This is a genomic window from Paenibacillus algicola (assembly GCF_005577435.1).
Taxonomy (GTDB): domain Bacteria; phylum Bacillota; class Bacilli; order Paenibacillales; family Paenibacillaceae; genus Paenibacillus_AQ; species Paenibacillus_AQ algicola.
Genome location: NZ_CP040396.1, coordinates 1,727,379 through 1,739,632, shown reverse-complemented (window position 1 = coordinate 1,739,632; position 12,254 = coordinate 1,727,379). Strand labels below are relative to the sequence as shown.

The 12,254-nt window shown below is 45.2% G+C and carries 16 protein-coding genes and 1 tRNA gene; 4 read left to right on the top strand and 13 right to left on the bottom strand.

What is annotated here, in order from left to right; translation table 11 throughout:
• The first annotated feature begins 5 nt into the window (after positions 1-5).
• On the top strand, positions 6-455 hold the full coding sequence (locus E6C60_RS07780) for a hypothetical protein (protein WP_325053194.1): 450 nt from the start codon (positions 6-8) through the stop codon (positions 453-455).
• A 6-nt stretch (positions 456-461) separates the two neighbouring features.
• Here the strand turns inward: E6C60_RS07780 and E6C60_RS07775 are convergent, their stop codons facing one another.
• From E6C60_RS07775 to E6C60_RS07760, 3 genes are all read right to left on the bottom strand, one after another.
• Complete coding sequence (locus E6C60_RS07775; protein ID WP_138225338.1) at positions 462-1,004, bottom strand: DUF4393 domain-containing protein; 543 nt, start codon at positions 1,002-1,004, stop codon at positions 462-464.
• A gap of 16 nt (positions 1,005-1,020) precedes the next feature.
• The gene (locus E6C60_RS07770; RefSeq protein WP_138225337.1) at positions 1,021-1,272 is read right to left on the bottom strand and encodes a hypothetical protein; all 252 of its coding nucleotides are present in this window, start codon (positions 1,270-1,272) and stop codon (positions 1,021-1,023) included.
• Positions 1,273-1,667: 395 nt separating this feature from the next.
• Positions 1,668-2,888, bottom strand: a complete 1,221-nt coding sequence (locus tag E6C60_RS07760; RefSeq protein WP_138224659.1) for an IS256 family transposase — start codon at positions 2,886-2,888, stop codon at positions 1,668-1,670.
• Between the two features lie 478 nt (positions 2,889-3,366).
• Here E6C60_RS07760 and E6C60_RS07755 point away from each other — a divergent pair, with 478 nt between their 5' ends.
• Positions 3,367-3,825 carry a helix-turn-helix domain-containing protein gene (locus tag E6C60_RS07755; RefSeq protein ID WP_138225335.1) on the top strand — a complete coding sequence of 153 codons (459 nt, stop codon included), beginning with the start codon at positions 3,367-3,369 and terminating at the stop codon, positions 3,823-3,825.
• A 242-nt stretch (positions 3,826-4,067) separates the two neighbouring features.
• A complete protein-coding gene (locus E6C60_RS21600) occupies positions 4,068-4,400 on the top strand; it encodes a BRO-N domain-containing protein (RefSeq protein WP_407669138.1) in 333 nt (110 codons plus the stop codon).
• Here the strand turns inward: E6C60_RS21600 and E6C60_RS07745 are convergent.
• From E6C60_RS07745 to E6C60_RS07705, 9 genes are all read right to left on the bottom strand, one after another.
• The gene (locus E6C60_RS07745; protein ID WP_233281224.1) at positions 4,384-4,581 is read right to left on the bottom strand and encodes a type II toxin-antitoxin system HicB family antitoxin; all 198 of its coding nucleotides are present in this window, start codon (positions 4,579-4,581) and stop codon (positions 4,384-4,386) included. The two genes, E6C60_RS21600 and E6C60_RS07745, sit on opposite strands and share 17 nt — an antisense overlap.
• Before the next feature lie 253 nt (positions 4,582-4,834).
• Complete coding sequence (locus E6C60_RS07740; RefSeq protein WP_138225333.1) at positions 4,835-5,338, bottom strand: DUF4352 domain-containing protein; 504 nt, start codon at positions 5,336-5,338, stop codon at positions 4,835-4,837.
• A gap of 116 nt (positions 5,339-5,454) precedes the next feature.
• The gene (locus tag E6C60_RS07735; RefSeq protein WP_217496392.1) at positions 5,455-5,994 is read right to left on the bottom strand and encodes a hypothetical protein; all 540 of its coding nucleotides are present in this window, start codon (positions 5,992-5,994) and stop codon (positions 5,455-5,457) included.
• A gap of 175 nt (positions 5,995-6,169) precedes the next feature.
• On the bottom strand, positions 6,170-6,919 hold the full coding sequence (locus E6C60_RS07730; RefSeq protein WP_138225331.1) for a helix-turn-helix domain-containing protein: 750 nt from the start codon (positions 6,917-6,919) through the stop codon (positions 6,170-6,172).
• Positions 6,916-7,860 carry a tyrosine-type recombinase/integrase gene (locus tag E6C60_RS07725; RefSeq protein ID WP_138225330.1) on the bottom strand — a complete coding sequence of 315 codons (945 nt, stop codon included), beginning with the start codon at positions 7,858-7,860 and terminating at the stop codon, positions 6,916-6,918. The genes E6C60_RS07730 and E6C60_RS07725 overlap by 4 nt, the downstream gene beginning before the upstream one ends.
• Positions 7,861-8,006: 146 nt before the next feature.
• A tRNA-Leu gene (locus tag E6C60_RS07720) sits at positions 8,007-8,092 on the bottom strand.
• Positions 8,093-8,167: 75 nt separating this feature from the next.
• A complete protein-coding gene (locus E6C60_RS07715; RefSeq protein ID WP_138225329.1) occupies positions 8,168-9,004 on the bottom strand; it encodes a YitT family protein in 837 nt (278 codons plus the stop codon).
• Between the two features lie 241 nt (positions 9,005-9,245).
• Positions 9,246-10,106, bottom strand: coding sequence for a manganese catalase (locus E6C60_RS07710; protein WP_138225328.1), 861 nt, complete (start codon positions 10,104-10,106; stop codon positions 9,246-9,248).
• Positions 10,107-10,237: 131 nt separating this feature from the next.
• Entirely contained in the window at positions 10,238-10,447 is a 210-nt protein-coding gene (locus E6C60_RS07705; protein WP_138225327.1) for a hypothetical protein, read from the bottom strand.
• A 171-nt stretch (positions 10,448-10,618) separates the two neighbouring features.
• Between E6C60_RS07705 and E6C60_RS07700 the strand changes: the two genes are divergently transcribed.
• The gene (locus E6C60_RS07700; RefSeq protein ID WP_138225326.1) at positions 10,619-11,053 is read left to right on the top strand and encodes a hypothetical protein; all 435 of its coding nucleotides are present in this window, start codon (positions 10,619-10,621) and stop codon (positions 11,051-11,053) included.
• Positions 11,054-11,323: 270 nt separating this feature from the next.
• Here E6C60_RS07700 and E6C60_RS07695 read toward each other — a convergent pair whose 3' ends face one another.
• Positions 11,324-12,229, bottom strand: a complete 906-nt coding sequence (locus E6C60_RS07695) for a hypothetical protein (RefSeq protein WP_138225325.1) — start codon at positions 12,227-12,229, stop codon at positions 11,324-11,326.
• Between the last annotated feature and the right edge of the window lie 25 nt (positions 12,230-12,254).

The following is a 12,254-nucleotide window of genomic DNA, read 5'->3' as shown; positions in this document are numbered from 1 at the left end:
TACCATTGAATTCCGCCCATTTCGGCGTTGTTCCGTACGTTGAAGGCGCCGGCGAAGCGCTATTTACGCAGATTCAAGCGCGCAAAATGGAGGGCGTCGTCGGTAAGCGGAAGGACAGCGCATATGAAACGGGTCGCCGATCCGACAAGTGGCGCAAGGTTATTAATTGGACGTATGCCGACGTCTTCATTACGGGATACCGCAAAGAGGAGTTCGGATGGTTGGCGGCTGTGCCGGCGCTTGATAACGCAAAAATGCGCCCAGCCGGTATAATCGAACTATGCACGAATCCTACGCATAAGAAGGCGTTCTATAACGTTGTGAAGCCGTTAGTAACCGGTGAAGACCGCAATTTTGTGTACGTTGTGCCGCGTATAAGAGTGCGTGTGAAGATACGTAATTGGACGCGGTCCGGGATGCTGCGGAGTCCGGTGTTTACGGAGTTTATTGTATAGAACAGATTAATCCTCGTGTGTAACACAAGCACTCATAAATTCTTTACCTGTTGTGGACAACTCATAGTATCCCGTCTGTATTTTTATATCAGAAAATTCACCTTGCATTGAGTCTACCATTTTTTGAAATTCTTCTTTCTCGTCCTTATAAGATTCTTTGAGTATTTCGATGACACTCTCATGTCTCGTAATATATTTATCGGGGTGGATTCGAAATAACCCTAACGTGACAAGGTTATCAAGATACAAATCTATTTTTTCCGGGTACAGAAGATCAGTTCTATATTCTAATGCAGTTAAGTGTTTTTCTGACTGAGTATACCGTGTATCATTGTCACGGTAGGCCCTGAAGTAAATGAAAGGAAAGTCAACCATCTTTTTCTGGAACAAAAGGTTAACTATTTTTGCTTCGTCCACTGACAAGCTAGTTATTATATGAATGAAGCTTGGATGCGCAGAATTACATGTATCTGTAGAAGATGCACTAGCTAAGAGATTTAAAAATAACTCAGAAATAGTTTCATTTGATGTATAAGTGAGAGCATCCATAATTGGAATTCCAATTTCAGGAGGTATAGTGGCTATTTTTTTCTTTGTCGATATTCTTTACCTTCTCTTTGTATCGTTCTAAATTATTCGTAAAAACGATTTTAGATTTTTCATTAAGTATCTTAGCCGGAAGGAGAATTGTGTTGCACAAGTCGAGTACGGTTTCTAATGCCAAACCCACTTGTTTAACACCAGGCTGGGCCAAGTCGGTGTATATCTCTTTAATCAAACCTGTTCCACTGACTTTGCTAAAAAAGTCCCCTAACACATAATCAACTCCTATTATCTCTTGTAATTAAAACGTACAACTTTCGCAAAAATATCGCTCGCCACCGACTCTTACACTATTCTCTGTTTTATCCTCAATACGCCCGCTACCGATCAGTTCGTCCGCAATGAAAACGACGATTGGCGCCTGGTCCATTTGCGCGGTATACAGATGGATATCGGAGGTTAGCGGCTTCATAAAACGACCCATTTCGATTCACCTCGCGTTCGTTACCGAGATCTTACCATATTGCGTTGAAGTTGTCCGCAACAAAAACCGCTAACCCGGATGATGGGAGAGCGGTTTTTTACTATATTTCACCGGACAGGGGTCTGTCAATAAGTTTGTGTAAACTCTAAATCAAGAGTTCCCCTGTTTAGAGAAGAAGATGCTCTTTAAGGCAGATGCTGGCCAATCCGTTCAGGATAAAAGACGGATAATTGAAGCAGGATCTGACCCCAGTTTTGGACTCGGCCTGTCCACTTGCGGGTGACATCGACCGTCACCAGATAGAGCATTTTGAGCAGCGATTCGTCCGTAGGAAAGATGCTTTTCCCTTTCGTTACTTTACGGAGTTGGCGGTGGTAGCTCTCAATCATATTGGTCGTATAAATAAGCTTGCGAAGCTCAGGCGGGTACTTAAAGAACGTGGCAAGTTCTTCCCAGTTGTTGCGCCAGGAACGGACAATGAGTGGATATTTGGCGCCCCAGATCTCCTCAAACCGATCCAATTCCAGCAGAGCCATCTCCTCTGTTGTGGCCTTGTAGATGGGCTTTAAATCCGAGGTCACCTTCTTGAGATCTTTGTAGGATACATAACGGGTGGAGTTGCGGATCTGGTGGATGATACATTTTTGGATTTCCGTGCTGGGATAGCATGCTGAAATCGCTTGTGAGAAGCCCGTAAGGTTATCTACACAAGTAATGAGAATGTCCTGAACACCGCGATTTTTCAATTCATTGAGCACACTGAGCCAGAACTTTGCAGACTCATTCTCACCAATCCACATGCCCAGGACGTCTTTGTTTCCATCCAAATCAATGCCAATGACCATGTAAGCAGCCTTGTTGACAATAGCCCCATCCTGTTTCACCTTGAAATGAATGGCGTCCAGAAACACCACAGCATACACGCTCTGTAGGGGGCGATTCTGCCACTCTTTCACGAGAGGGATAATCTTATTGGTCACGTTGGAGATGAAGGTCGGAGAGACATCGAGGCCGTACAGCTGCTGCAGATGGTCCTGAATCTCACGAGTGCTGATGCCTTTAGCATAGAGGGCGATAATTTGGTCCTCAATGCCTGTCACATTGGACTGATGTTTCTTGACCACTAACGGCTCAAACTCACCTTCACGGTCTCGAGGTACCAAAATTTGCTGCTCACCATATTCACTGGTGATCTTCTTTTTGCTCTTGCCGTTTCGGCTGTTTGTTGTCTGCTTGCTCTTCACGACATGCTTCTCGTAACCCAAATGCTGGTCCATTTCGGCCTCCAGCATTTCCTGAAGTGTTTCTGCAAACAGATCTTTCAAGGCGTTTTGTGCATCCTGCGCGGTCACCAGATTATTCTCCTTAATGAAGGCCCGCAGCTGTTGTTTATCCCAAAGTCTCATGTGTTCTCCCAACCTTTCTACTATGTTTCATTTTAATAGTTTTGGGAGTTTACACAATCTATTTTACAGACTCCCGGACAGGATTTTTCGACGTTTATTGAAATGTTCAGACACGATGTCATTCACTAACTTGGACTGATCGCCTCTTGGCTTACCTTTCGTTAACTCTCCTATTTCTTTGTATACATCTTTATGAAACCATATTGTCTTTCTTGCATGCGTATCCTCAAGTTTTTTACTCTCTGTGTATACGTCATTTGTTATCCCTGATTGAATGGGACCTCCTACTCTTATAGATTTTTCTAGAAGTATTTCTCTTAAACCCCTTTGTCTCATACCTAATCCGACATGTGTGCGTGACATCTAATTAATCACTCCCCCTACAATATGATCACGTTAAATTTTAGCACACGTCTATATTATTTCAAATATTTTTTATTGACCTCGTTTATACCATGTGTTATAATCGCTATTTTCGTTGACACTGCGTTTGTGTTTCGTTTCATTCGAGTACACGCTGAATCACCACCGCGAGATCAGCCGCAAGGAAAAGCAAGAAGCAGCGGTCAGGCTACGTAATAGCGGTAAGAGTTACCGGCAGATTGGCGAGATGATTGGCGTGGGTAAGACGACGGTTGAGCGGTGGGTAGCGGAGCATAATGCAACTGTCCCAAACGGGACACCTGCAGTAACCGCAGACACAGCGGACGGCAAGACGTATCCAGCCGAACAGTCACCGCAACACGCGTTAGACGACCGCGCACTCCGTATCCGGGCGCATGTGGAATCCGGATTGACTCACGAACAGGCAGCGCAGATCGAAGGCGTATCGTTGCGCACCGTCTACAATGACCTGGCGCGAGTTGACGAGATACTGGCGGATATGCCGGATTTAGGCGAAGCGCCTACGTTTTTAGAGTGCCGGAGATGGATGTAGCGGAATATGCGCAGGTTGAAGCGCAGCCGGAACGTCAGTTAGATCGTCAGAAAGCGAGTGGTGGGCGGTTTGATGTACGTTTTGGCACTTAATAGGTTTAATTATGTAGTGATGTTAGACAGCGCCCGATAAACCGGGAATATGCGTTGATCAGCACGTCTTTCGCTTTCTGCGCCTCCTTTAACTCGCGTCCCAACTCCGTGTATGCCTTGCCGACGATTTCGCGCATGTTGCGTTCCTTCGTGCGGAGGAAGTCGGCTGTGTTTACGTACGGAACAGCGCAAGTAAGAACGGTAACAATCGCAGGGGAGCCATGGTTTGTTGCGAGGGACGTATGCGCAGCTTTAAGCATGACTAACGCTTCACAATCAATATCAAGGTTAGATGCGGATGAAAAGAATACTATCATTTTAAATGAGGGAAATCGTGGCAATCCAAATTACGTTGCGGTAAACGAACCCGGTCTATACTCGTTAATCCTCGGCAGCCGCAAACCGGAGGCACGCGCATTCAAGCGCTGGATCACGCATGAAGTTATTCCGTCAATCCGGCGCAATCTCACAATTCGACCATAACGACGCTTTGATTTTCGCCGACAACAACATTCTTAACGTCAGATGGGCGCGGAATAGTATCTCCGTCCTCTTTCATACCGGTTATATTTAGCGCAAGACAATCTTTTGCCATGCGTAGCGCTTCGGCGTCATCGTCACTACAGGTATACGCGCCTGATAGATCTGGAAATTCTACTGAAATGCCGTCCTCTGCGTATGTAAATATTGCGGGTTACTTCATCCGCTGTCACCACTTTCCTATTTTGTAAGCTAATTTTAAACGTTAACATTCGGTTACTGCAAGCGTACACTTTAGCGAATTTCATCGTGGTAATAGCGCTCCTTTATCACAGAGGTATAATGCCCCTTTGGACGAGTTAGAAGCGCTAATTCAAGGGTAATATTCGTTATAGTGTACTGAATACGTATAGAGCCAGGCCCACCCCTAGCTATGTTTACAATCCGATATTTACTTTCGTATAGCCTGCGCCATCGCCGTACATCGCGCCAAGCACATCCGTATTCACCAGCGCCTGCAGTCCGCTCGCATCCTCCGGCACCTTAAACGTTATGCGCCCTTCCGCTTCGATTCCGGGATTGAGCGTACCTTCCGCCAGGTAATCCGTATCGTAATCATATGTGCGACCGCTGTCGTCGCGTAGCTTCATTGTGCCGGTATATAACGTCTTAGCTTCGTCGGACTCGTTTACCGCGCGCACATTCACCGTTACAAGTTGCCCGTCGCGTTCTGCGCCTGTTACCTTATATGAGAATGCGCCGTCGATAAGCGTTTCGTTAAGCGCGTACGTTTTCGGCAATGCCGGCGGGACGCTCGTCCGATCCGTATTGTTATTACTAATCCACGTCATAATTACCGTAACGATCGCGATACCAAGCAGAATATATCCGAGGACTGCGAAATCCTTCTTCGTAAATTTAACGTCATTATTCTCGTCCATAATACGCCTCCATCGCGTTAGTATAAAAAGAAAAAGCGCACACCAGCGAAGTTACATTATCCAATTAGTATATAGATTGAGCGCCCGACCACTACGAGCCGGGCGCTTAGATCTGCCTATTTATTTTCTCCAATAAGTTTAAATTCTCCGCTTTGCTTTGTTCCAATCTCATAGTTCTTAACTGTGACACTAACGTAAGTGTTATCGTCCCAAAGTGGTAAGTTTTCAGTGCTGGCATATCTCTCAATAACCGCGTCTATTATGGCATCAGATTTCGCTCTAACCTCACGATCAGTTAATTCATATGCGCCTTTACCTTCGTAAACATATGCCATATCCGGTTGGTTATCAACGTCAATTACTACGTTATTTAGATTTCCGTTTTCTCCTACATTGAAATATACTTTCTCAACTATAAAATCATCTGTCACTACTGCACCTTCAATAGAGTGAGATATAGTATTCATTAAGACCACGTTTCTAATTAATTCAAAAGCCTCTCTCATGCTCTCCTGGTCTTTTTTTAAGCTCGTATTTTCAGCCTTATATGTTTCATTCTGTTTAGTTAATGCAGCCAAATCTTCGTTTAAGGTTTCAATCTTGGCTGATACACCATACCAAACCACGACCAACCCTATAATAGATACTATAACCAAGACTAACGAGACTAGCGGTAACACTCGCTTATCGTTCTTTGGCTGCATAACCTGCTGTTGTTGACTTAGCGATTCTACCTCAACATTATCCAACATAATAACCACCCTTCATAAACAAAAATATGGTTATATTTTACTATGCAAAGGTACAATTTACCAAGCACTTTATTTTTCTTTATCCGGAGCATTTCCGCTTGAACTGTTCCGCGGTCCACTCCGCCACTGCCTCCGCATAGCAATCGTAGAAGACGCCCACCGGCGAATATACGCTTTCCTTCGGCAACCCTGTCCGCAGATCAACGGCCTTCTGGAAATAACGATCCGCGGCTAATCCTATAGCCTCCGGCTCTAATTGACCGCTAAACCTACGCGTCAGCATCGCGTATATATCGGCAAAGTATTGGTCGTATAGAGTCGCGGTATCGTTCAGCGGCAGTTTTCGTAATGCTTTCGATAGCGATTTAAGAATATCGGCAGTGGCGCTCTTATTCATTTTTTTCTTAGAGTCATTAATATTTAAATCATTAATTACTTGTGTCGAATTATCCGCGTCCGGCTTAGCCATGTCGGGAAAATCCGTAAGAGGAAAGTCAGGACCTGGCTCATCAATGATCGGCCGCTCATATACGATTGTTTCCATCCCTTCAATCTTCTTCGTATCTTCATTACGTTTCTGACTACGCTCGACATATCCGCATTCTTCAAGCTGCTTAAGTGCGGAATACACGGCGTCCCTTCCGTCTTTCGACCGTTTAACGAGATCCGTAACATATACCTGCCAGTTTGACGGCTTAGACAACAGATACGCAAGTAACCCTTTCGACTTCCACGTTAAACGCTCGTCCGATAAGAACCACGGATCTATGATTGCGTAGCCGCTATCACGCTTCTGGACGCGGACGATGCCGCCTGATGGCTTCGTCATGTTATCGCACCTCTCCGCTTAGTTTTAGCGGTCAGCTTCTGTACCGGACTCGCCTTCGAATGCTGCGCTTTGAGATCGTCGTTAACGAGCGCAATATACCGCCTTGTCATATCCATAGTCGCATGGCCGAGCGCTCGCTGTGTCGCAAAGGCATTCGCGCCATTCCGTAAGAACTCTAGCGCAAATACATGACGCAGATCATACGGACGGATATGCTTTCCGATTTGTTTACCGTATAACTCCAAGCGGTCGCCCCAGGTATGGCGATTTAATTTCCGTCCTTCATACGTACAGAATATCGGAACATCATCCGCCCATTCTTCCGCTCTGACCGATATAAGTTTGCGAATAGATTTGATTGTGATGTCGCAAATAGGTAAAGTACGCGCGATTCTACTCTTCGCTACCTTTGACGGAACGTAGATTTCTTGCGCGGAATAATTGAAGTCTTGCGGCAACAAGGACAATGCCTCCGACGGCCGTATGCCGGTGTCCAGCGTCAAAAGGATTAACGTGTAATCTCGCAAGCCTGCGAATGTCTTCTGGTCTGGCGCGTCCAGCAGCGACTTTAAAACGTCTGTTTCGACTGCTACCGCCCGATTCTCTATCTTGCGTTTCTTTAGATTGGCGAGTGGATTTGCGGAGATATACCCTTGTCCTACGCAGTATTTAAAGAATGCGCGAAGATAGGTTAAACGGCTGTTAAACGTGGCCGGCTTAATATCATCGGACATATGCGTAAATACAGCTTCCTTAAGCGCCTCCATCGAATCCCAGGCGTTAGGATACCGCTTGAATAGTAAATTGACGGTTCGATCGTAATCGTGCGCCGTCTGTTCGCTGATTCCGTCTAACTGCTTATGGCGCTGGAACTCCGATAGGACCTCGCGCCAATGCGGACAGGCGGATTCTTCCGGTTCTATAATCCGTAATCTGGACAAAACAAAAACGCCTCCTTATTCGGAGACGTCTTCGAGTACCTTGCGCGAGTCCTGCGTACCTGCGGAATGTTCCGTTACAGATACGAAGGACCTCACCGCTATTCCGCCCAATTTTCCGTTGATGTGAGCGCATTTTTCCGCTTGTATGCCGAGGACGGGGGTCGAACCCGTACGGTAGTCACCTACCGCAGGATTTTAAGTCCTGTGCGTCTGCCAATTCCGCCACCCCGGCATGATATATCGTCTTGGCGACAAGAACGATAATAACATGCTTGGCAGCTCATTGTCAACGACAAATGATTGGCAGCTATTTAGAAATATCAATAAAGCCTTCCCCGAACACATCCCGCACGTCATGAATACTGACGAAGGCATTCTTGTCCTCGGCGCGGACAATTTTTTTCAGCATGGCGATTTCCTGCTTGCTGATGACGATATACAGCACATCCTTGGGCTGGCCTGTATAATAGCCATATCCCCTCAGTACGGTCACTCCCCGATCCAGCAATTCCATCACCCGAACGGCAATCCGGTCATGATGGCTGGATATAATTGTGACCGCTTTTTTCGGATTCAAGCCCTCAATAATAAATTCCATAGCTTTCGTTCCGATGTACAAAAGGACCACGGTGAACATCACCTTTTCCACACCAATAACAAATACTGAAATTGCCGCCACAATCAGGTCAAAAAACAGCAACGCATAGCTCACATTCCAGTCCCAATACTTCGTCGCCAGCCGCGCCAAAATCGTCGTGCCGGCCGTCGTACCGCCTACCCGGATGATCAGCCCGATCCCGACACCTGCCAGCAGGCCCGCAAAAATAGCGTTAATAACCGGCTCACTTGAAGCTATCCGCCAATGCTCCGTCAAATGGAGAAACAGCGCATTAAAGCCCACCGCAATGATCGTGTACACGGTAGTTGTTTTATCCAGCAGCTTGTAACCGACCAGCAGCAAGATCCCATTCAACACGATGCTAACCACCGCAGGTGACCAGCCCAGCAAATAGTAAAGGATAATCGAGATCCCGGTCACTCCGCCCTCCCCAAAATCATTCGGGATGACGAATACATTCACAGCCAGCGCGAACAAAAATCCGCCGATGATCAGCATCAGCATATCGTATAGTCTTTTTTTCATCCTCTTTCATTCCTCCACCTGGCGATAAATCACCATAAAAAAAGCGATTAAAGGAATAAACATCCCTTTAATCGCTCAAAGTGCATCGCTGCAGTCTTTAGCTCTTTTAACAATCTCCATTATAGTAATCGTGCTCCAGTTTGTAAACAACAAAAAGACACTGCGATATCCGCAGCATCTATGGTATATGCTCTAAAGTAAAAACCATCAGGATCTCTATGTATGGCCGGGCACGAAATGTCTAAGCCATTGGGGGCTGATGGGGTCCCGGATTCTGATCCCTCAACACGTGAGGAGGCGTATCAAAAACATATGGCGGTGCTGGTGGAAGCTGTGGTGCAGGCGCAAGCGGCTCCGGATGTGCAACGTATTGGAATGTTCCTCCATCCGGTGCCGTACCCTGAGCCCATGGCCCGCAGGCGCTGGCGTCTCCCCGGGAGAAGTTATACAGCACATGGGACACCGCTTGAATCTCGCATTCCTTCGGGAAGGTAGACGGAACAATTACCCCTTCCTTCTCCTCCAGCTCCCGAATTGCAGCAATCCACTGATTCTGATGCATGGTGTCTCTCGCCAGAAGCCAAGACAGCATATCACGCACGCCACGGTCATTCGTCATCTGGTACAATCGGGATACCTGAAGACGCCCCTGGGACTCGGCCGTTAGATTCATGCGGAAATCAGCTAACAAATTCCCGCTCGCGGCAATGTATTTACCATTCCAGGGGTAACCGTTGCTGTCAGACGGCGCCGCACCCAGACCCGTAACGATCGCATGCTGTGGATTACTCCCCCCGATAATGGCAGCCACCACCGGATCTCCCATCGCCTGCTCCAGCGTTTCCATGGGTGCATTCTCCAGCAGCCGGGCGATCATGGTAGCAAGCATCTCAACATGAGCCAGCTCTTCCGTCGCGGTATCCATCAGCAAATCCTTATACTTGCCGTCCCCACGCACGTTCCAGCCCTGAAATAAATACTGCATCGCCACCGTGATTTCTCCAAATTGACCTCCCAATACCTCCTGCAGCCTTCTCGCAAATACCGGATCCGGGCAGTCTGGCTTAGCATGATATTGCAGCTCTTTAATATGAAAGAACAAGGATCGTCACCTCTTTGTAGAGTTATACCTGACTGTATGTGGCGAATGTCGTCGGTATGATACCTTTACTGCAAAATAACAATCCAAAACCATCAACTCCTTGTACCCGAAACAAGGTCCAAGCCTTACATTCAAGAAGCGCGGTTCGTGCCTTTCTTACGACGCATAGCCAAAATGTTCTCTGTTCGAAACACCCTTGGAGCACCTGACTTCAAGCAATCTGCCCGTACCAGATGGCCCCTAACGCCAAGCACTTCGATCTCCCGCTGCGTGATCGCTCCCAGCCGGTCTATATAAATAATTTCAACAATATCTCCAATGTACTTGCGTATATTATTCATGAACAGCCCCTCCTCATCCAATAAAAGAGAACACTTGTTTGTGTTATATACTTATTATACCCGAACACTAGTTCTCTAATCAATGGCTAAATATCGATGTGACGGTGCACTAAGGAAGTATATGGAACTTTATCAACGCGCCTACGTAGTCCTTTTTACGAGGTGATTGAGATGTTTTCCATGGTTCTGGGATTAACACTGTTGTATGTTGGAATTCAAATATTTCGCCATCCTGATGCTGATCTTCTTCGCTGGTTCTCCCAAATTCCGGAGGAAGTAGTTCGAAGCAAAGAAGAATTGCTAAAAGAACGAATCGGTGCTCTGCTCACCATTTTTTTAGGCATTGTGATGTCACTGTCAGGAGCGCTTTCTTTTTTCGATTCTTCCAGTCTCGGGCTATTTATCTTTAGTTTCATATTGGGCTTGATTACAGTAATATTTGGCATTTATGCGGTCAGAAATCCGGAATGGGGCTGGCTGCAAATGCTCGGATTGGATACAGAAAACGACGATTTGCATCGTTGGTTTATCCGAATCATTGCTAAAGGCGTTGTGATATTTGGGCTCCTGTGTATGCTGCTAAGCGCCCAGTTTCTTTTTGCATAAAATATGTTCACGCTGAATGTCATCCTTCATAGGAATCAAATCTTTTTCGAAATGAGGTGTAGCTGCTTGAAGAAGATCGAATATTTATTGCATTTGTGTATTGGAGGCACTGTACTTTTCGGAGGAATTTTTGTGTCAAGATATTTTATAAAGAAAGAATTTAGTGGAATTGAGCTAGGTCTAGCCAGTATCTTGCTTCTTGCTATCCTATTTATTAGATATTGGAAAAAGATGAGGAGATAAACAGCGGCGCCTACGGTCAGTAACGATTCAACAATCCGAATTAAACAAGATAGGTTCAAGCACCCAATCCTTTTCTCCCCATGTATATGTATTTCTAACTACATTAATTAGATAATTTTCATTCACAAAAAAATCTATAACACGTCTACTTACCAAAGTATTTCTATATACATAATCTGAGCTTTTGAATTCATAAGTAAAATTAAAATCCAATACTTCCTTAATATCATTAGGGTTATAGTAATATGGCGGAAAACGATGGCCACCAAGTTTGCATTCCGTGCAACGTCTATCTTGGTTCAAGATATAAGGATCTGATAAAAAATCATCTGGAATGCACTGTTTAGGCAGAACGTTCGTAGGCATTATTTGATAACCCCGTATTTTCGCCTCTTTTCTGCCTTTATGTAAAACTTGAATTAGGTTATAGCCTGTTAGATCAGACTCGCGCAATAAATTTGCTAAATTCTCTGATACGACAAAAAAATGATTAACAAACATTATAGGATTTTTCATCAACTTGTTTACATCTATAGTTATATTCTGATCTTCCATGTACTTCTTGCGATTGCATAAATCACAGAATTTTTCAAGTTTAATTTTAGGTGTTTGGAGATATAAGTCTGCTTTATTTCCAATAGACCGGATGCTGAAGATAGGGGACCTTTTGAATTCTTCTTCTTCATAAAAGATAGAAAAGCCAAAAGAGTCATTAGTGATATAGGGAACAACTCCATTTAGATCCTTAATAAATCCCCCAATTGTATGACTGTCATACGTCATTTTAATTAGATAAGAATAATGATGACTATCTCCAACAGTAAGATCCAAAAATTCCGTTACAGTTGCTCCATGATCCTTTATAACTTTTTCTACTTTGTGCTTGTCCTCAGTAGAATATACTATAGCACTCGTTACAGCGAAAAGATTCAAAATTATTAACCTCCTTTCAAATTGT

Excerpts from the sequence above, each read along its gene's own strand:
- E6C60_RS07740 (WP_138225333.1), bottom strand. The coding sequence starts at position 5,338 with ATGGACGAGAATAATGACGTTAAATTTACGAAGAAGGATTTCGCAGTC.
- E6C60_RS07760 (WP_138224659.1), bottom strand. The coding sequence starts at position 2,888 with ATGAGACTTTGGGATAAACAACAGCTGCGGGCCTTCATTAAGGAGAAT.
- E6C60_RS07700 (WP_138225326.1), top strand. The coding sequence starts at position 10,619 with ATGTTTTCCATGGTTCTGGGATTAACACTGTTGTATGTTGGAATTCAA.
- E6C60_RS07730 (WP_138225331.1), bottom strand. The coding sequence starts at position 6,919 with ATGACGAAGCCATCAGGCGGCATCGTCCGCGTCCAGAAGCGTGATAGC.
- E6C60_RS07715 (WP_138225329.1), bottom strand. The coding sequence starts at position 9,004 with ATGAAAAAAAGACTATACGATATGCTGATGCTGATCATCGGCGGATTT.
- E6C60_RS07775 (WP_138225338.1), bottom strand. The coding sequence starts at position 1,004 with ATGGATGCTCTCACTTATACATCAAATGAAACTATTTCTGAGTTATTT.
- E6C60_RS07705 (WP_138225327.1), bottom strand. The coding sequence starts at position 10,447 with ATGAATAATATACGCAAGTACATTGGAGATATTGTTGAAATTATTTAT.